Below are 17,671 nucleotides of genomic sequence, written 5' to 3'. Positions count from 1 at the left end.
GACGACACCGCTCAGCGGACGCTGGCGCTGAGCCGTGCCTACTCGGGCGCGAAGACGGGGCGCTGCTCGCCCGCTCGGATGGGGAACGAGAGCCGGTTGCCTGCGGGCGGCAGCGGGCAGTTGAACTGGTCGCTCATCGCACACGGGGGCACGATCGCGCGGTTGAAGTCGAGGTCGACCGAGCCGTCGTGGCGCGGCTTGACGAACAGGAAGCGGCCGACCTCGTAGGTCTCGTCGCCCGTGGTGGCGTCGGCGAAGACGATCTGCAGGCTGTCGCCGTCGGGCAGCGCCAGGAGCTCGACCTCGGCGCCCTCGTACTCGAAGCGGATGCGGCCGGGCGAGACGCCCTGCCGCAGCGAGCCGCCGCGCGACTTCGCGTACTCGAACCCGACGCCACCCTCGACCGGCTCGAACGTGCCGTGCTTCACCCACGAGGCGTCGTACGGGTAGGCGTCGATCCGCTGGAAGCCGCGCACCTGCGCCGCGTCGGCGTCCCACACCTGCAGCGCGAACCGGCCGTGGAAGTCCGGGCCGACCGCGAAGGCCGTGCGGTGGTCGTCGAATCGCACCGAGCTCGGGGTCATCGAGTCGTGGCCGTAGACGATGGCGGTACCGTCGACGGCCTGACCGTCGACGAGGATCTCGTCGGACGCATCCGCGGTGACCTGGAGGCCGTCACCGGCCGGTGAGGGCGACCACGTGCCCGGCACGCCCTCGACCGTCGTCGGCTCGGAGACCCACGCCGTCGCAGCGAGTGCGAGCGCCCCCTGCGGGGCGCGCACGCTGAGATCGCGCTTGCGTCGGAAGGCCTCGAGGTTTGCGAGGGCGGCGTCGTCGGGCGCCGTGACCGCGGTGTCGCTCATGGGTGCAAGCCTACCCAGCACCGCCGACGTGGGCGGCCGGCCGTACCCTCGATCCATGCACGCAGCACCGACGCTCGGCCTCATCCTCCCGCCCGACCAGGCGCCCGAGCGCTTCGTCGGCACGGCACGCGCGACCGAGGATGCGGGGGTCGACGAGCTGTGGCTCTGGGAGGACTGCTTCGGCCAATCGGGCACGTCGACGGCCGCCGCGGTGCTCGCCGCGACGTCGCGCATCCGCGTGGGACTCGGCCTCATGCCCGTGCCGCTGCGCAACGTCGCCCTCACCGCCATGGAGATCGCCACGATCGCCCGCATGTTCCCGGGTCGGTTCCTGCCGGGCATCGGTCACGGCGTGCTCGAGTGGATGGCGCAGGCCGGCGTGCGCGCGGCGTCGCCGCTGACCCTGCTCAGCGAGCACGCGACGGCGCTGCGCACGCTGCTGGCCGGCGATGAGCTGAGCGTCGACGGGCGCTACGTGCGGCTCGACCGCGTGCGGCTGCGCTGGCCACCCGAGGAGGTGCCGCCACTGCTCATCGGCGGCGGCCGCCCGAAGACCCTCGCGCTCGCCGGCGAGCTGGGCGATGGCGTGATCCTCGCGGGCGAGCTGACCCCCGGAGCGGCAGCCGACGTGACGCGCGCGGCCGTGCGCACGGTGCTCGACGCACGCGCGACCGTCGGCGGCGAGGGCGCGTTCCCGGTCGTCCAGTTCGCGGGCGTGCGATCGGATGCGTCGGCCGACGAGGTCGCGGAGCTCGTGGCATCGCTCGGTGACGCGGGCGCGACGAGCGTGCCGCTGCTCGCGCTCGACGCCGACGGTGAGCCGGAGCGGGGAGACGGCATCGTGCGGCTGGCGACGACGATCGGCGCGCTCGGGCGCTGAGCCGGTCGGCGCCAGTGCCGATCCATGACAGAGCCGGTCGTCGCCGGCGCCGATCGCGTCAGCTGTTCCGGCCGCGCGCCGCCACGCGCCAGAGCGCGGCCGGCTGGGCGTCGCTCTCGTCGTGGAACACGGCGAGCTCGTCGACGAGGTTGACCGCCGTGCACACGTGGTTCGGCACGACCCGCACGACCGCGCCGAGCGGCGGCAGCTCCCCCGGCAGCTCGGCGACGGCGTGGTGCTCGCTGAGCAGCACGATGCGCGCATCCGGGTGGTCGAGCAGCCTGCCGAAGCCGCTCGCCCACGGCTCCCGGTCGGCGCCGAGCACCTTCGAGCCGGCGTCGAGCACGAGCCGCCCGCCCGCGTGCGAGACGACGGTCGCGCGGCACGTGAGCGCGAGGTCGTTCTGGGGCATGCTGCCGAGCTCCCACTGCTGGGCATCGCCGAGCACGCCGACGCCCGGTCGCAGCTCGGTGACCGGCGAGTCGAGCGCGAGCGCGGCGTCGAAGCTCGGCGTCGAGCCGCCCGACACCACTCGGGGCGCGACGCCTGCTGCGCGCATCGCCGCGACCGCGGCCGTGAGCGCACCCGCCTCGTCGGCGGCGGCCCGCGCACGCGCATCCGGGGCGTACGCGTGCCCGGGGAACGCGAACACCCCCTCGACGTCGACGCCCGCGCGCATCGCGGCGGCCGCGACGTCTCCCGCGAGCTCGGGCGCGCAACCGGAGCGGTGGTGCCCCGCGTCGACCTCGACGCGCACGGCGATGCGGCCGGCGAGCCCGGCGCGCGCGACCCGCTCGACGCCGGCGACCGAGTCGACGCCGATCGCGATGTTCGCCCCGAGCGCCGCGAGGTGGCTGAGCCGCGCGGCGCGGTCCGCGTCGACCCAGAGCGGGTAGGCGATGAAGAGGTCGTCGAGACCGGCGGCGGCGAAGACCTCCGCCTCCCCCACGGTCGCGACCGTGAGGCCGATCGCGCCCGCGGCCAGCTGCATCCGCCCGATCTCGATGCACTTGTGGGTCTTCGCGTGCGGGCGCAGCGCGATGCCGCGCGCGGTGGCCGCGTCGGCGGTGCGGGCGATGTTCGCCTGCATGCGCTCGAGGTCGACCGAGAGGAACGGCGTGGCGGGGCCCATGCTCCGGAGCGTACCCGCGCGAGCGGTCGCGCGGCCGCACCGCTCGAGGCGTCCATCAGTGCGGCGCGGGCTCCCGCCGCCGCTCCTGCTCGCGCTGCCCGACGTCAGGTTCGCGCAGCAGGTCGAGCAGCGCATCCTGGTAGGCGGGCACGCGGATGTAGTCGTTGTGCGCGACGACGATCGCGGGCTCGATCGTGCGGTCGATCTCCTGCGCGTACCGGTCGACGCCGTTCTGGTAGCTGATGCCGCCGCGGCGGAAGCTCGAGCGCCCCGCGACCGCCGGGAACCCGAGGTAGTCGGAGAGCCGCCAGAGGTTGAGCCACGCGACACCGTCGCCGGGCAGCAGCGCGCCGCGCAGGCGCGCCATGGTGCCGCCGTCGGGTGCCGGGCTCCACGGCCGGTCGTCGTCGTCGAGGGCGTCGCTCGACCACGGATCGGGCTTCCACGGGCGCGGCGACCGAGCGGGATAGGTGCCGAGCACCGCAGGCCCCACGAGCTCGGGCATCATGCGGCCGAAGTACGTGCGCAGCTGCACGCCGAAGGTGAGCAGCGACACCCGGCGCAGCACCGTCGGGTCAGACGCCGTGGCGGACAGCAGCCCGAGCGCCGCGACGGCGATCATGCCGCCCATGCTGTGCGCCGCGAGCACCGCCCGCCGCTCGGGCCGGCCGCTCAGCCAGTCGTCGAGGCGAGCGGCGATGTCGGGCACCGCGCGCTCCGCGTAGCAGGGCGGGCCGAACGGCTGCGCCGTCCGCGGCAGGAAGCACGTGACGTCCCAGACGATCGCGAAGAGGTTGGGCTCGCGACGGAGCACGGCGAGCGCGACGACGACGGTCAGCACCGCGCCGACGACGGTGACGACCCATGGCGTGACGGTGAGGATGTCGACGATCGGGATGCCCGCGATGCTCCCCGATCCGCCGACGACCGCGGTGAGCGGCTGCGGCGAGCCCATCCCGACCCAGACCCAGCCGAGCGCGAGGCCGAGCGCGAGCGCGATGAGGCCCGCCACCATGGCGCTCGCCGGCTCGACGAGGTGGATGAGCGCCGCTCGCCGCCGTCGCCGATCGAGCCGTCGGAGCAGCAGCTCGTCGACCTCCTCCGCCTGCCACTGCTTCGCACGATCGGCCAGCAGCTTGCGGGGCAGCAGGAACGACGCGAGCGCGAGCAGGCTCATCGCGAGCGCCGTCGCGGTCAGTCCACCGCCGGCGAGGAAGACGTCGGGAATCTGCAGGCCGTCCTGCGACACCGCACCGAGTGCGAGCGCCTCCGGGCCGCGCCAGCCCGTGAGCAGGGCCGCCGCGAGCGCGATCATCACCGAGCTCGTGAGCACGCCCAGCCCGAGCGAGAACGTCATGAAGACCGCCGGTGCGCAGCCGAGCCACGCGGTGCCGGAGCGCGCGCCGCGAGGACGCCACACGACGCCGGAGACGGCGATGATCGCGGCGACCGTGATGATGAGCAGCGGCGGCAGCTCGCCGCCGCGCAGCGCGTCGCCGCGAGCAGGCTCGAGCTGCGGTCCCGCGAGGAGCAGCACGAGCAGCAGCGCGAACGCGCTCGCCGCGGCGCCCAGCAGCCACCAGGCGAGCACGCCCGACCAGGGCGGACCCTCGGGCGCCGCCGGCGTCGTCGTCATCGTCGGGAGCCCGGCCACGGCGATCGCGCTCGCGGCCAGGACCGCGCCGCTGACGGCCAGGACGGCGCCGTGCAGCACGGGCGCGCCCGCAAGCCCGACGACGTGCAGCGACACCTGCACGGCGGTCAGCGCGACCGCCGCGGCGAAGTGGATGAGGGCCAGTCGGCCCGTGATCCGGTTCGACCAGAACGCGGCCCTCGACAGCAGCGCCGAGCGATCGGCGGCCGGCGGCGGTCGGCCGCACGTGCAGGGTGTCGTACCGGTGCCGGGTGAGCCGCGCGAACCAGACGAGCACCCCGACGGCGAGCACAGGGACGAGCGCGAAGACGGCGAGCGTCCGGGTCGGCGTGAGGAACGCATCCGCCCCAGGCAAGGCCAGCAGCGTGCCCCACAGCGCATCCCAGAACCACGTCGAGCAGCGGCCGCCGCCCCCGCACTGCCGCGCCCCCATCTCCACCGCGATCGTGACCGCCGTAGTCGTGAACAGCAGCGTCAGCGCCAGGCCGAACACGCGCGACGCTCCCGCGGTCACCCACGCCCATCGACGCGACCCTCCGGGCGCCGCGCCGTCGGAGAGCTGCCGGGTCCAGATCGCTGCATTGCCGATGCTGAACGGCAGCGCCAGCACCTGCAGGAGCAGCATGAGCGCACGCCCGCGCGAGCCCGACCTCGACTCGGTGCGGACGAGCGCTCCCCAGGAGTACGCCTCGCGTCGGATGCCGTCCGGGATGTGCCCGCGAGCGCCCTCAGGAGGATTCGTCTCGGGGTCGGCGAGCCAGAACGCAGCCCGGTCGTCGCCCGCCACCTGCCGCAGCGCGTACTGCGGCAGATCGAGGAGCCCGGAGGGCGGTGTGTTGTTCACGCCGTGCACGCGCAGCTCGAGCACGAGCCGCTGCTCCTCGACTGCCATGGCGTCCCCCGTCGCGCGCGATGACTCCCGAGCGCAATGTACGCCGGCGGTTGACGCCGCAGTAGGGCTCACCTGCCGCTGGCGCCCTGGCCGCTTCGGGATCCTCGAAGCCGCACACTCGTACCCTGGTGCGGTGACCAGCGAGCAGGCTCCGGCGACGACCGGCAACGACCGAGACGGCGCTCCGACGAAGCTCAAGCGGGGCATCACCGGCACCCTGCTCTTCGTCTTCATCCTCGGCGACGTGCTCGGCGCCGGCGTGTACGCGCTCACCGGCGAGCTCTCGGCGGAGGTCGGTGGCGCGCTGTGGCTGCCGCTGCTGCTCGCGCTCCTCCTCGCTCTGCTGACCGCCGGCTCGTACGCCGAGCTCGTCACGAAGTACCCGCGCGCGGGCGGCGCCGCCGTCTTCGCGCAGCGCGCGTTCAAGAGCCCGATCGTCTCGTTCCTCGTCGGGTTCTGCATGCTCGCGGCCGGCGTCGTGAGCGCGGCCGGGCTCGCGCTCGCGTTCGCGGGCGACTACCTCAGCGCGCTCGTGCCCATCGCACCCGTGATCGCGGCGCCCGTCTTCCTGCTGCTCGTCGCGGCGCTCAACGCGCGCGGCATCCGCGAGTCGATGGCGGGCAACCTCGTGATGACTGCCATCGAGCTGACCGGGCTGCTGCTCATCATCGTCACGGTCGCCCTCATGATGGGCGGCGGTGGCGGCGACATCGCTCGCGTGACGGAGTTCCCGCCCGGCGTGAACCCGGCGGTGGCGACCCTCGCGGCCGCGATCATCGCGTACTACTCGTTCGTCGGCTTCGAGACCTCGGCGAACGTCGCGGAGGAGATCAAGAATCCGAGCAAGGTGTACCCGCGCGCGCTCATCGGCTCGCTGCTCGTCGCCGGCGTCGTCTACGTGCTCGTCGGCCTCGCGAGCGCGATCGCACTGCCGCCCGAGGAGCTCTCGGGCTCGACCTCGCCGCTGCTCGACGTGTTCGCCGTCACCGGCGTGCCGGTGCCGGCCTGGGTCTTCAGCATCATCGCGCTCGTCGCCGTCGCCAACGGCGCGCTGCTGACGATGATCATGGCGAGCCGCCTCGCCTACGGCATGGCGGAGCAGGGGCTGCTGCCCGCGGTGCTCGGCCGCGTGCTGCCTCGCCGTCGTACGCCGTGGGTGGCCATCCTCGTCACGACCGCGATCGCGATCGGCCTCACGTTCATCGGCGACCTCGGCACGCTCGCCGAGACGGTCGTGCTCCTGCTGCTGTTCGTCTTCCTCAGCACGAACGTCGCCGTGCTCGTGCTGCGGCGCGATCGAGTGGAGCACGAGCACTTCCGGGTGTGGACGTGGGTGCCCGTGCTCGGCGTCGCCTCGTGCGTGCTGCTGCTCACGCAGCAGGAGCCGCACGTGTGGCTCTTCGGCGGCATCGCGCTCGTGGTCGGGCTCATCGCGTACGTCGCATCCGGCGGGCTCAAGCGTCGCGCCGCTCCGGCCGCTGCTCCGGCGGCCGACCCCAGTTGAACGACGCGGACCGCGCGACTGCGGCGGTGCGGGCCCCGGCGGTTCAGGCTGTCGCGGCCGCGCGCTCCTCGTCGTGCCGCAGTCGCGACGTCAGGTAGAGGCGATGCGCCGTGATGACGAGCGCGAGCCATGCGGCGCCGAGCGCCCAGCCCGCGATCACGTCGGTCACCCAGTGATGCCCCAGGTAGACGCGGCTCGCGGCGACGAGCACCGTCGCCACGATCGTGACGACGATGATGAGCGCGCGCGACCATGCCGAGTGCCGGCGCAGGATGATGAGGTAGGCGATCACACCGAGGATCGCCACCGCGTTGAGCGTATGCCCGCTCGGGAACGACGCCGAGACCTCGTAGGGCGGCACGGCGTCGGTGATGGGCGGCCGGTCGCGACCGATGAGGATCTTGCCCGCGACGGTCATGAGCAGCGAGCCGCCGCCCGCCGCGACGATGAGCACGAGCGGCGTCCACGAACGGCGACGGATGCTGAGGATCAGGAGCGCCGTGATGGCGACGAGCGGCATCCCGATCGTGCCCGCGAGATCGGTGAACCCGGTGATGAACGCATCCGCCCCAGGGCTCCTGATGGTGAGGATCGCGTCGAGCAGCGGCCGGTCGATGCCAGCGATGCCGTCCTCGTCGGTCACCGCGTCGTAGACCGCGACGGCGAGGAAGCTGAGCGCCGTCGCGATCGCCGCGCCGATGGCGAGGGTGACGAGCAGCGTGCCGTACGGCCCGACCGCATCGGCCATCCAGCGCGCGAAGCTCGCCATCCAGTGCCCGAGCCGGCCGCGCCAGTGCGTCAGCTCGACCTGACCGACCTGCGTGTCCTGCGTGCGCTCCCCGCGGGTCCCGTGCTCCAGCCCTGACTGCTCGTCGACCGCCATGCTGCCCCTCCCGAAGATCTGACGGGATCAGTGTGGCGTCGGTCGGTACACGAGTTCCTGAGTGCGGTCGTCGAGCGTGCCGCTCTCGAGCAGCTCGAGGTCGAAGTCACCGGCGCCGCCGAAGACCGGGTCGTCGCCCGTGCGGCCGGTGATGACCGGGAACACCGTCACCTGCACGCGGTCGACGAGATCGGCCGCCATGAGCGACCAGTTGAGCGACATGCTGCCGTGGGAGCGCAGCGGCACGTCGGACTCCTGCTTGAGGCGCGCGACCACCTCCGTCGCGTCACCGCGCGTGATCGCGGCGTCGGCCCAGTCGAGCGGCTCCTCGAGCGACGACGACACCACCGTGAGCGGCGCGCGGCGCATGCGCGTGACCCACGCGTCCTCGACGCCCGAGCCGACGGCGCTCGACCCGACCATCTGCACGAACTCCGCGTCGCAGTCATTGGAGTCGCCGATCTTCGTCGCAGTGACCGATGCTAGTTTCTGAGGTTGCGCGACAGAACGGACGATCGCGCGGCCGCCCCACGAGGATCGGAGACCCGTGAGCCAAGCGCTCTACGAATCGCAGGTGCGGAAGGCCGAGCGCATCGGCCGACTCGCAGCCGACGAGGGGCTCGATCACGAGGCCGCGCACAAGGTGGCCGAGGAGACCGAGCGGCTCGCCGCGACCGAGGCTGCCGACTTCGTGCGCCGCGCTCGGCCGCGATGGATGGACCTGCTGCTCGGCGGCGGCGCGCTGCTCGCGATCGGCGTCTTCGTCACGCGCATCATGACGGGCACGTTCGAGCTGAGCCTCGCGTCGCTCATCGGCCTGCTCGGGCTCGTGCTCGTCACGATCGATCTGATCTGGGGCAGCAGCTTCCTGCGGCTCGGGGTCGCGCTGCGCCTGCCCTGGCTCTACCGCACTCCGGCACCCGTGCGGCTCGCCGTGCTCGAGGGCTACACCGAGCAGCGACGACTCCTGGGCTTGCCCGGCTGCGAGTGCATCGCGGCGCTCGAGCCCGACGACAGCGGCGACGCGGACGACTGAGCCCGTTCGGCGCGGCCAGCGCGGCGATGCCGCAGCAGGTCGGGCTCGGCGTCAGGCGAAGCGCGCGAGCACGAGCGCGACGAGCGCGAGCGCGGCGGCCAGCAGACCCATCGACGCGTACGACCCGATCGCTGATGCTGCCACCGGCCCGAGCGCGGGACCGAGGGCCGCGACCGCGGTGATGGGCGCCGCGAAGACGCCGTTGATCGCGCCGTAGCTGCGCGTGCCCCACCGATCGGCCACGGCGGACCCCTGCACGAGGGTCTGCGCTCCCCTGACCGCGCCGAGCGCGACGCCGACCACGACGAGCAGCCACGGTGGCCCGGGCAGCAGCGCGATGAGCGCGAGCAGCACGGCGCTGAGCCCGGCTGTCGCCGCGAGCGGCACCCACGCCGCCGTGCCGTGCGGCAGCGCGACGTAGAGGAGCCTCCCGATCACCTGGCCCGCGCCGACGAGCCCGAGCGCCCACGCGGCGAGCTCGTACGTGATGCCCTTCTCGCCCAGCAGCGGGATGAGGGCGAGCGTCACGCTGTAGAGCGCCGCGACCACGGCGATCATGGCGAGCTCGAGCATCCAGAACCGACGGGTGCGCAGCACGTCGCGGAGCGCGTGGACGTCGTCGTCGGGAGTGGCGGGCGGCCTCGCGGGCCACGTTCGCTCGAGGCTCCACCAATGCAGCGGCGTGCTGAGCACGATCAGGGCGACGGCGAGGATCACGAAGGTCGTCCGCCAGTCGATGACGGTGAGCATGCCGGCGACGATCGGGGCGAAGATCGTCGAGGCGAGCCCGCCGGCGAGCGTCACCACGGTCATCGCGCGTCTGCGGCCGTCGCCGTAGCGCCGCGCGATCACGGTGAACGCGGCTTGGTAGAGCACGGCGGCCTGGCCGATCCCGACGATCACCCAGCCGAGGGTGAACCCGGCGAGGTCGTCGGCAGCGCTCACCGCGCCGAGGCCAGCGGCGCCGACGAGGCTGCCCGCCGTCATCACCGACCGGGGGCTGCGCTCGTCGAGCCAGCGCCCGACGACGATGCCTGCGGCCGCCGAGGTGACGAGCCCGGCCGAGAAGCTCAGCGCGATCCTCGCGAGCGACCAGCCTGTGTCGGCGGCGATGACCGGCGCCGCGACGATCAGCCCGTAGTAGAGGATGCCCCAGCTGACGACCTGGCCGACCGCGAGCGCCGCGAGGCCGAGCCGGCCGCGCACGAGCGGAGCGGCGACGGCCTGCTCGGTCGCGCCCACGTGCATCCGCTCGGCTCAGAGCGTGCGCAGGGCCGTCGCGGCCTCGTCGAGCGCGCTGCGCACGACCGAGTAGTACGCCCACTTGCCGCGCTGCTCGCGCTCGACGAGCCCGGCGTCGGCGAGGATGCGCATGTGGTGCGAGACCGTGCCCTGCGACAGGCCGACGGGCTCGGTGAGGTCGCAGATGCAGGCCTCACCGCGCTCCCCCGTCGCGATGAGCGACAGCAGCCGCACGCGGGTGGGGTCGCCGACCGCTTTGAACACGCGAGCCAGTCGGTCGGACTCCGCTGCTGGCAGCCCGGCATCCGCCGCGGGCGGGCAGCAGGAGTTGGTCTCAGCGGTCGTCGCGAGCGTCGTCATGCGAGCATTCTGTCACACGCATTGACAGACGTCGATGCGTTGCGCCAGGATCGACGCATCGACAACCTTCGATGAGAGGCATGCCATGTCCGACCTTCCCGTGATCGTCATCGGCGCCGGCCCACAGGGCCTGGCGCCCGCCGCGCACCTGCTCGAGCGCGACATCGAGCCCATCGTGCTCGAGCGCGGCGACGCGGCCGGCGCGGCGGTCTCCGAGTGGGGGCACGTGCGGCTCTTCTCCGCGTGGGACGAGCTCGTCGACTCCGCGAGCCGGCGCCTGCTGGAGCGCGTCGGCCACCGGGTGCCGGTCTCGGGCTACCCGAAGGGCCAGGCGTGGGTGCGCGACTACCTCGCGCCGCTCGCGGCAGCGCTCGGCGATCGCGTGCGCGTCGGCGTCGAGGTGACGTCGGTCTCGCGGCTCGGCCGCGACAAGGTCGTCGACAGCGGTCGCGCCGACCAGCCGTTCGTGGTGCGCGCCGTCGACCGCGACGGCCGCGAGCTGCGGATGCTCGCGCGGTCGGTGCTCGACGCGACCGGCACCTGGAGCCAGCCAGGACCGGCCGGCGCCGACGGCACGCCCGCGCTCGGCGAGCGGGCGGCTGCCGACCGGATCGAGTACCGCATCCCCGTGGACGTCGACGAGCTCGCGGGCGAGCACGTGGCGGTCGTCGGCGCCGGCCACTCCGCGGTGCACGCGGTGCTGCGCCTCGCGGAGCTCGCCGAGCGCGCGCCCGGCACGAGGGTGACCTGGCTGCTGCGGCGCGGCTCGGCGGAGGGTGCGCTCGGCGGCGGCGAGGCCGACGCGCTGCCGCAGCGCGCTGCCCTCGGCACGCGCACGCGTCGCGCGATCGAGCGCGGCACCGTCGAGGTCGTGACGGGCTTCCGCACGGATGAGATCCGCCGAAGCGGCGACGGGGTGACGCTCGTCGGCGACGACGGTCGCGACGTGGGTCCCGTCGCGAGGGTGTTCGCCCTCACCGGGTTCCGGCCCGACCTGTCGATCCTCTCCGAGGTGCGCGTCGCGATCGACCCGGCGCTCGACGCCGTCGCCGGCCTCGCGGCCGAGATCGACCCCAACGTGCACTCGTGCGGCACCGTGGCCGCGACCGGTGCGGGCGAGCTCGCGCAGCCGGAGCCTGGACTCTTCATCATCGGCGCGAAGAGCTACGGCCGCGCCCCGACCTTCCTCGCGCTCACGGGCTACGAGCAGGTGCGCAGCGTGGTCGCCGAGCTCGCCGGCGACCATGAGGCGGCGGCGCGCAACGAGCTCGTGCTGCCCGAGACCGGCGTGTGCGGCGGCGGCGGCGCCGACTTCGGCGGCAGCAGCTGCTGCGCGGTGCCCGAGCCGGTGCAGATCGGGCGACCGGTCGCGGTCATCGGAGCGTGAGCTGCACGGGGCGATTGTGCTTCTGGTGATCCTCTGACAGCGTTGCGCCTGCATCCGAGCGCAGCGCCACAGAGGGAGGCCCTTGCCCATGGACATGCTCAGCGGCGAAGCGATCGCGGCAGCCGACCTGGATGACTGGCGCAAGCTGGCCCAGGGACTCCACGCCCGGTACCTGATCGACGACTTCAGCGCCGGCGCGCGCTTCATCACCGCGGTCGGCGAGGCAGCGGATGGGATGGGTCACCACCCGACCGTGACGATGGGCGACGGGCGCGTCGACCTCAAGCTCATCAGCGCGGACGCGATCTACCGCGACGGCGAGGGCACGGAGCATGCGGTCGAGTGGGTCACGCAGCAGGACCTCGACCTCGCGCGGCAGATCACCGAGATCGCCGCCGACCACGGCCTGGCATCCGACCCGGCCTCCGTCAGCGTCGTCGAGCTCGGCCTCGACACCGCGCGATCCGCGACCATCGCCCCGGTGTGGGCAGCGTTGCTGACCGGGCGCCCCGATGCCCAGGGCCACGGCTCCCCCAGCGACGAGGTGCGGGACCCCACGGGCCGCGTGCCCAACCTGTGGTTCGGCGACGCCGATCAGGACGACGACTCGCGCCAGCGCTTCCACCTCGAGGTCTACGTCGCGCCCGAAGAGGCGCCTCGGCGGATCGCCGCCGCCCTCGCGGCGGGCGGCAGGGTCGTCGAAGCCAGCGGTGCTCCCGGCCTCACGGTCATCGCCGACCAAGACGGCAACCAGGGCGTCATCTGCGTCGACGCTTCCGCTTCACCGCAGGGCTGATCGGGCATCCGGGGCAGCCGGTCCTGCCGATCAGAGCGTCGCGGCGTGGTCCGGGACGAACCGGTGCTCGTCGATCGGCGGGCGGGTGGCGCCGGCCGCGGAGGGACGCTCGGGGAAGTGCACCTCGTCCGGGTCGAGGCGGTCGTAGGGCACCTGGCTGAGGAGGTGACTGATGGTGTTCAGGCGCGCGGCGCGCTTGTCGTCGCTGTTGATCGACCACCACGGCGCGTGCTCGCGGTCGGTGATGTCGAACATTGCATCCTTGGCCTGCGAGTAGTCCTCCCACCTCGTGATCGACAGCAGGTCGGTCTCCGAGAGCTTCCAGCGCCGCATGGGGTCGTTCAGGCGCGACCGGAATCGCTTCTCCTGCTCGACGTCGGAGACGGAGTACCAGTACTTCACGAGGATGATGCCGTCGTCCACGAGCAGCTGCTCCACGACGGGAGCCTGCGCGAGGAACCTGTCGTACTCCTCGTCGGTGCAGTACCCCATGACCTTCTCGACGCCGGCACGGTTGTACCAGGACCGGTCCATGAGCACGATCTCGCCCTTGGTGGGCAGCCGTTCGATGTACCGCTGGAAGTACCACTGGCCCTTCTCGCGCTCCGTCGGCTGCGGCAGGGCGACGACGCGGGCGTGACGCGGATTGAGGTACTGCATCACCCGCTTGATCGCACCGCCCTTGCCTGCAGCGTCGCGCCCCTCGAAGAGCACGAGGACGCGCGCGTCGGCCGCGGTGACCCACTGCTGCATGCTGACGAGCTCGATCTGCAGGCGCCGCAGCTCCTTCTCGTACTTCTTCTTGTCCAACCGCGGAGCCTTGCTCCGCTTGCCGTGCTTCTTGCTGCCCAAGGGGTGCGCTCTCGGTCGGTGACGCGTGGAATGCCGGATCCCGAGAACATACGCCAGGGTCAGGGGGGCTTTCCTCCGAGGGTCACGTCTGCGCAGGAGCGCGCTGCGCAGGCCGTCGAGAGCCAGACGGCTCCGGATCGATCAGCGGAGGTCGTCCGCGACGGCGATGAGGACCTTCCCGGTGACGCCGCTCTCGACAGCATCGTGCGCGGCCGCGGTCTCCTCGAGCGGGAACCACGTCAGCGGCAGCCCGGCCGCCTCGCCCACGGGCAGGGCACCCGCTTCGAGCGCGGCCGAGATGTCCTCCGCGGCAGCAGCGAGCGCTTCGCGCCCGACGGTGTAGAGGAGCAGCCCCTGCCAGCGGACGTTCTTCGCGAAGCTGGCCGGGATCGGGGCGGTGAACTCGTCGCCGTTGTTGTTGGCGTAGTACGCGATGCTCCCGTGGTTCGCGATCACCTCGACGTCGAGCGCGGCGTTCTGCGCCAGCGCGACCTCGACGATGTGGTCGACGCCGCTCTGCGCCACCGTGCGCACCTTGGCCGCGAGCTCGGCGTCCGGGTACTCCAGGACGTGGTGGGCACCCGCTGCGCGAGCGAGCGCCGCCTTCTCGTCGGTGCTGACCGTGGCGATCACGGTCGCGCCCGCCCACACCGCCAGCTGGATCGCGGCGTGGCCGACGGCTCCTGCGCCGCCCTGCACGAGCACCACGCGCCCCTCGAGGGAGCCCGGCGCGAGGCGCGCCGGTCCATGCTCGTGCACGGTCAGCGCGCGGTGGGCGGTCATCGCCGGGACGCCGAGGCTGGCCGCGACCTCGAACCCGATGCCGTCCGGCATGCGGACCACTCGGTCCGCCGGCAGGACGGTGAGCTCCTGCGCGGTCCCCGTCGGGCGCTCGTGGGCGGCGAGGAAGATCCATACGCGGTCGCCGGGCTCGAGACCCGCGACCTCTGCGCCGACGGCGTCCACGACGCCGGCGCCGTCCTGGTTCGGGACGACCTCCTCGAACGCGAGCGGCCGGTTCCCCGCGCGTGCCTTCCAGTCCGTCGGGTTCACGCCCGAGACGGCGATGCGGACCCGCACCTCGGTCGGGCCCGGCGCACCCGGCTCGCAATCGACGAGGGAGAGGACGGAAGAGGGGCCGGGCTGGGAGAAGACGATGGCTCGCATGATGGATGCAAGGCCCGATGGGCGCAGAGCATTCCCGCCGAAGCGTCGAGTAGGGCGGACGGGACTTGAACCCGTGACCGAGGGATTATGAGTCCCCTGCTCTGACCAGCTGAGCTACCGCCCCGAGGCCTTCCGGCCCGAGCATCGAGCCTAGCCGTGGAGCTCGACCACGGTCTCCGGGTCGGTGATCTCCTCGCCGCGGTACAGCCGCTCGAACGCGGTGATCGTCGTCTCGATGTCGTGCGGCGCGACCAGCTCGAGGCTGTGCTGCTGGAAGGCGCGGTACTCGTCGTCGCTGAGCCGCAGGACGCGCTCGAGCTTCTCGGCGAGGTCGATCGCGTCGTCGGGGCGGAACAGCCAGCCGTTCGCACCGTCGCGCACGAGGTGCGGCAGCGCCATGGCGTCGGCGGCGACGACGGGCAGCCCGGTCGCCATCGCCTCCATCGTCGCGATCGACTGCAGCTCGGCCGTCGACGGCATCGCGAAGACCTCGGCGGCGTACAGCCGCTGGCGCAGCTCCTCGTCGCTCACGTAGCCGGTGAGCGTCACCTGGTCGGCGACGTGCAGCTCGCGCGCGAGCGCCGCGAGCTCGTCGATCATGTCGCCGCCGCCGACGATGTCGAGGTGCCAGTCGAGGTCCTTCGGCAGCCGCGCGACGGCGCGCACGAGCGTGTCGAGCCGCTTCTCGCTCGTCACGCGCCCGACGAAGACGATGCGACCGCGCTGCCGCTCGGGGTTGGGCCGGTACTCGTCGCCCGGCAGCCCGCACGAGATCGCGTGCACGCCGCGCAGACCGGTCATCTTCTCGAGGTAGTCGGCGCTGCGCCGCGTCGGCGTCGTCACGACGTCGCAGCGGCCGAGCACGGTCGCCGCGTCGCGCCACGCGAAGTCGACGGTCCTCCCCTGCAGCGACTTCGGGATGTTCGAGTGGTCCATGAGGTTCTCGAACATCAGGTGGTTGGTGCCGATCACCCGGATCCCGCGCTTCTTCGCCTCGATCGAGAACGCCCGGCCCAGCACGATGTGCGACTGGAAGTGCACGACGTCGGGTCGCAGCGCATCCAACAGCGACGCGGCGTTCGAGAACATCCGCCACGGCTCGGCGAAGCGCAGCCACTCGTGCCCCGGGTAGAGCATCGACCGCAGCCGGTGCACCGTGAACCGCTGCCCCTCGTGCTCCTCGACGTGGGTGCCGTGCCTGCCGCGCCCGAGCGATGACGCCACGACGTGCACCTCGTGCCCACGCTTCGTCAGTCGAGCGGCGAGCCGGGTCGTGAACTTGGCTGCGCCGTTCACGTCGGGCGCGAACGTGTCGGTCGCGATGAGGATGCGCAGGGGTCGGTCGGTCATTCGTCCTCCTCCGACACTGGGTTCAGCGTCCGGATCTGGGGGTGGTGCCGGGCGAGCTGGAAGACGCCGGTGACGGCGAGCGCGCCGGCGCCGGCGTAGACGATGATCGCCCACGGCGGGGTCGCCTGCGCCTCGCCGAGCACCGTGACGCCGATGAGCACGGCGATGAGCGGGTCGATGACGGTGAGGCCGGCGATCACGAGGTCGGGCGGTCCCGATGCGTGGGCGAGCTGCACGGCGTAGCTGCCCGCGAGCACGGCGACGAGCATCGCCACCGCGCACAGGATGGTGAGCCATTCGAACTGGCCCGAGATGATGCGGTTGATGACGACCTTCGAGAGCGTCACGACGAATCCGTAGAGCACGCCGGCCGCGACGATGTAGAAGATCGCGTTCGCGCGAGTGCGGAAGAACCACCACGCCGCGCCGAGGCCTGCGAGCGCCACCACGAGCAGCGCGAGCACGGTCAGCAGCTGCCGGTCGCTGATGGGTCGCTCGACCGCGTAGATCGCCGCGGTGAAGACGAAGATGCCGATGCCGACGAGGCAGATGATGATCGCGCGGACCGTGAGCCGGTCGAGCCGGATGCCGGCGAGCCGCGCGTTGAGGAGCGCCGTCACGACGAGCGCGACCGCACCGAGCGGCTGCACGACGATGAGCGGCGCGAAGGCGAGCGCTGCGAGCTGGAACGCGATCGCGAGGCCGAGCAGCACGGTGCCGACGACCCAGGCCGGCTCGCGCAGCATCCTGAGCACGGCCTTGCCGCCGAGCGAGGCGCCGCGCTGGTCGCCGCCCTGGAAGTGTCCGACGCCACGGTGCTGGAACTGCGTGCCCACCGACAGGAACACCGCACCGACGACGGCGAGCGGGATCCCGATCGCCTGCATCGGCGTGAGAGAGATCTCCGCCGCGAGGTCGTCGAGGGAGGTGAACAGCACGCGTCGAACCTACTCGCTGGGGCCTCGATAGCCTGGAGGACATGACCGTTCTGCCCATCTGCATCACCGGTGAGCCCGTGCTGCACCGCGTCGCCGAGCCCGTCCTGACCTTCGACGACGAGCTCGCGACGCTCGTCGACGACATGTTCGCCACGATGGAGGCCGCCCCGGGCGTGGGCCTCGCGGCGCCGCAGATCGGGCTCGCGAAGCGGCTCTTCGTCTACGACTGGACGGAGGCCGACGGCACCCGCACCCGCGGCGTCGCGGCCAACCCCGAGCTGTGGATCTCGCCGCTGCCGCTCGGCGTGCCCGGCGAGGACGACGAGGAGGGCTGCCTCTCCATCCCGGGCGAGCGCTTCGCGCTGCTGCGCGCTGAGCGCGCGATCCTGCGCGCGCAGGACCAGCACGGCGAGCACTACGAGCTGCAGGCGTCGGGCTGGCTCGCGCGCATCCTGCAGCATGAGTACGACCACCTCGACGGCATCCTCTACGCCGACCGGCTGGATGCGTTCGGCACGAAGGGCGTGCAGAAGGCCGTCAAGCGCAACAAGTGGGGCGTCGAGGGGCTCAGCTGGATGCCCGGGGTCGACGACCTCGACGACTGAGCCGCTCCGGAGGGTCTCGGCGAGGCTCGGCCAGCGGCGGGTGTGGTCTCGACTCGCGCGGCGGCCGGGGCCGCCGTGCGGCTCGACCGGCGCACGCACGAGAAAGGCCCCGCGCGGAGCGCGGGGCCCT

At 72.7% G+C, this 17,671-nt stretch carries 17 protein-coding genes and 1 tRNA gene; 6 read left to right on the top strand and 12 right to left on the bottom strand.

Annotated elements, in window-relative coordinates; genetic code table 11:
- Nucleotides 1-38 precede the first annotated feature (38 nt).
- Nucleotides 39-863, bottom strand: a complete 825-nt coding sequence (locus ABD106_RS01680) for a DUF1684 domain-containing protein (RefSeq protein WP_343916675.1) — start codon at nucleotides 861-863, stop codon at nucleotides 39-41.
- A 55-nt stretch (nucleotides 864-918) separates the two neighbouring features.
- Between ABD106_RS01680 and ABD106_RS01675 the strand changes: the two genes are divergently transcribed.
- Nucleotides 919-1,743 carry an LLM class flavin-dependent oxidoreductase gene (locus ABD106_RS01675; protein ID WP_343916673.1) on the top strand — a complete coding sequence of 275 codons (825 nt, stop codon included), beginning with the start codon at nucleotides 919-921 and terminating at the stop codon, nucleotides 1,741-1,743.
- Between the two features lie 58 nt (nucleotides 1,744-1,801).
- Here the strand turns inward: ABD106_RS01675 and ABD106_RS01670 are convergent, their stop codons facing one another.
- Together ABD106_RS01670 and ABD106_RS01665 are read right to left on the bottom strand one after the other, a co-directional pair.
- Nucleotides 1,802-2,875 carry an alanine racemase gene (locus ABD106_RS01670; RefSeq protein WP_343916671.1) on the bottom strand — a complete coding sequence of 358 codons (1,074 nt, stop codon included), beginning with the start codon at nucleotides 2,873-2,875 and terminating at the stop codon, nucleotides 1,802-1,804.
- A 55-nt stretch (nucleotides 2,876-2,930) separates the two neighbouring features.
- Complete coding sequence (locus ABD106_RS01665) at nucleotides 2,931-4,631, bottom strand: hypothetical protein (protein ID WP_343916669.1); 1,701 nt, start codon at nucleotides 4,629-4,631, stop codon at nucleotides 2,931-2,933.
- Between the two features lie 923 nt (nucleotides 4,632-5,554).
- Between ABD106_RS01665 and ABD106_RS01660 the strand changes: the two genes are divergently transcribed.
- On the top strand, nucleotides 5,555-6,925 hold the full coding sequence (locus ABD106_RS01660; protein ID WP_343916667.1) for an APC family permease: 1,371 nt from the start codon (nucleotides 5,555-5,557) through the stop codon (nucleotides 6,923-6,925).
- 43 nt (nucleotides 6,926-6,968) lie between these two features.
- On the opposite strand, the gene ABD106_RS01655 is transcribed toward ABD106_RS01660, so the two are convergent.
- A complete protein-coding gene (locus tag ABD106_RS01655; RefSeq protein WP_343916665.1) occupies nucleotides 6,969-7,808 on the bottom strand; it encodes a phosphatase PAP2 family protein in 840 nt (279 codons plus the stop codon).
- 27 nt (nucleotides 7,809-7,835) lie between these two features.
- Nucleotides 7,836-8,231: a dihydrofolate reductase family protein gene (locus ABD106_RS01650; RefSeq protein WP_343917850.1), complete on the bottom strand. Its 396-nt coding sequence runs from the start codon at nucleotides 8,229-8,231 to the stop codon at nucleotides 7,836-7,838.
- 124 nt (nucleotides 8,232-8,355) lie between these two features.
- On the opposite strand from ABD106_RS01650, the gene ABD106_RS01645 reads away from it, so the two are divergent.
- Nucleotides 8,356-8,844: a hypothetical protein gene (locus tag ABD106_RS01645; RefSeq protein ID WP_343916663.1), complete on the top strand. Its 489-nt coding sequence runs from the start codon at nucleotides 8,356-8,358 to the stop codon at nucleotides 8,842-8,844.
- Nucleotides 8,845-8,895: 51 nt separating this feature from the next.
- Here ABD106_RS01645 and ABD106_RS01640 read toward each other — a convergent pair whose 3' ends face one another.
- Together ABD106_RS01640 and ABD106_RS01635 are read right to left on the bottom strand one after the other, a co-directional pair.
- Nucleotides 8,896-10,086: an MFS transporter gene (locus ABD106_RS01640; RefSeq protein WP_343916661.1), complete on the bottom strand. Its 1,191-nt coding sequence runs from the start codon at nucleotides 10,084-10,086 to the stop codon at nucleotides 8,896-8,898.
- Nucleotides 10,087-10,101: 15 nt separating this feature from the next.
- A complete protein-coding gene (locus ABD106_RS01635) occupies nucleotides 10,102-10,446 on the bottom strand; it encodes an ArsR/SmtB family transcription factor (protein WP_343916659.1) in 345 nt (114 codons plus the stop codon).
- Nucleotides 10,447-10,531: 85 nt separating this feature from the next.
- On the opposite strand from ABD106_RS01635, the gene ABD106_RS01630 reads away from it, so the two are divergent.
- Together ABD106_RS01630 and ABD106_RS01625 are read left to right on the top strand one after the other, a co-directional pair.
- A complete protein-coding gene (locus ABD106_RS01630) occupies nucleotides 10,532-11,833 on the top strand; it encodes an NAD(P)-binding domain-containing protein (RefSeq protein ID WP_343916657.1) in 1,302 nt (433 codons plus the stop codon).
- An 88-nt stretch (nucleotides 11,834-11,921) separates the two neighbouring features.
- Nucleotides 11,922-12,629 (top strand): 4a-hydroxytetrahydrobiopterin dehydratase, encoded by a 708-nt coding sequence (locus ABD106_RS01625; RefSeq protein ID WP_343916655.1) that lies wholly within the window; start codon nucleotides 11,922-11,924, stop codon nucleotides 12,627-12,629.
- Nucleotides 12,630-12,659: 30 nt separating this feature from the next.
- On the opposite strand, the gene ppk2 is transcribed toward ABD106_RS01625, so the two are convergent.
- From ppk2 to ABD106_RS01600, 5 genes are all read right to left on the bottom strand, one after another.
- Nucleotides 12,660-13,439 (bottom strand): polyphosphate kinase 2, encoded by a 780-nt coding sequence (gene ppk2 / locus ABD106_RS01620; protein ID WP_343916653.1) that lies wholly within the window; start codon nucleotides 13,437-13,439, stop codon nucleotides 12,660-12,662.
- A 183-nt stretch (nucleotides 13,440-13,622) separates the two neighbouring features.
- The gene (locus ABD106_RS01615) at nucleotides 13,623-14,648 is read right to left on the bottom strand and encodes an NADPH:quinone reductase (protein ID WP_343916651.1); all 1,026 of its coding nucleotides are present in this window, start codon (nucleotides 14,646-14,648) and stop codon (nucleotides 13,623-13,625) included.
- 50 nt (nucleotides 14,649-14,698) lie between these two features.
- Nucleotides 14,699-14,772: transfer RNA gene (locus ABD106_RS01610), tRNA-Ile, on the bottom strand.
- Nucleotides 14,773-14,798: 26 nt separating this feature from the next.
- Nucleotides 14,799-15,998 (bottom strand): glycosyltransferase, encoded by a 1,200-nt coding sequence (locus tag ABD106_RS01605; protein WP_343916649.1) that lies wholly within the window; start codon nucleotides 15,996-15,998, stop codon nucleotides 14,799-14,801.
- Entirely contained in the window at nucleotides 15,995-16,936 is a 942-nt protein-coding gene (locus tag ABD106_RS01600) for a DMT family transporter (protein ID WP_343916647.1), read from the bottom strand. Before ABD106_RS01600 ends, ABD106_RS01605 begins: the two co-directional genes overlap by 4 nt.
- Nucleotides 16,937-16,977: 41 nt before the next feature.
- On the opposite strand from ABD106_RS01600, the gene def reads away from it, so the two are divergent.
- Nucleotides 16,978-17,541, top strand: a complete 564-nt coding sequence (gene def, locus ABD106_RS01595) for a peptide deformylase (RefSeq protein WP_343916645.1) — start codon at nucleotides 16,978-16,980, stop codon at nucleotides 17,539-17,541.
- Nucleotides 17,542-17,671: the final 130 nt, after the last annotated feature.

The organism is Agrococcus citreus (genome assembly GCF_039527715.1).
Taxonomy (GTDB): domain Bacteria; phylum Actinomycetota; class Actinomycetes; order Actinomycetales; family Microbacteriaceae; genus Agrococcus; species Agrococcus citreus.
The sequence above is the reverse complement of the archived record's forward strand: the minus strand, read 5'-3'. Positions and strand labels throughout refer to the sequence as shown.

What these genes read in the sequence shown, in the direction of transcription:
- ABD106_RS01680 (WP_343916675.1), bottom strand. Translation starts at nt 863, where the DNA reads ATGAGCGACACCGCGGTCACGGCGCCCGACGACGCCGCCCTCGCAAAC.
- ABD106_RS01675 (WP_343916673.1), top strand. Translation starts at nt 919, where the DNA reads ATGCACGCAGCACCGACGCTCGGCCTCATCCTCCCGCCCGACCAGGCG.
- ABD106_RS01670 (WP_343916671.1), bottom strand. Translation starts at nt 2,875, where the DNA reads ATGGGCCCCGCCACGCCGTTCCTCTCGGTCGACCTCGAGCGCATGCAG.
- ABD106_RS01655 (WP_343916665.1), bottom strand. Translation starts at nt 7,808, where the DNA reads ATGGCGGTCGACGAGCAGTCAGGGCTGGAGCACGGGACCCGCGGGGAG.
- ABD106_RS01650 (WP_343917850.1), bottom strand. Translation starts at nt 8,231, where the DNA reads ATGGTCGGGTCGAGCGCCGTCGGCTCGGGCGTCGAGGACGCGTGGGTC.
- ABD106_RS01635 (WP_343916659.1), bottom strand. Translation starts at nt 10,446, where the DNA reads ATGACGACGCTCGCGACGACCGCTGAGACCAACTCCTGCTGCCCGCCC.
- ABD106_RS01630 (WP_343916657.1), top strand. Translation starts at nt 10,532, where the DNA reads ATGTCCGACCTTCCCGTGATCGTCATCGGCGCCGGCCCACAGGGCCTG.
- ABD106_RS01625 (WP_343916655.1), top strand. Translation starts at nt 11,922, where the DNA reads ATGGACATGCTCAGCGGCGAAGCGATCGCGGCAGCCGACCTGGATGAC.
- ABD106_RS01615 (WP_343916651.1), bottom strand. Translation starts at nt 14,648, where the DNA reads ATGCGAGCCATCGTCTTCTCCCAGCCCGGCCCCTCTTCCGTCCTCTCC.
- ABD106_RS01605 (WP_343916649.1), bottom strand. Translation starts at nt 15,998, where the DNA reads ATGACCGACCGACCCCTGCGCATCCTCATCGCGACCGACACGTTCGCG.
- def (WP_343916645.1), top strand. Translation starts at nt 16,978, where the DNA reads ATGACCGTTCTGCCCATCTGCATCACCGGTGAGCCCGTGCTGCACCGC.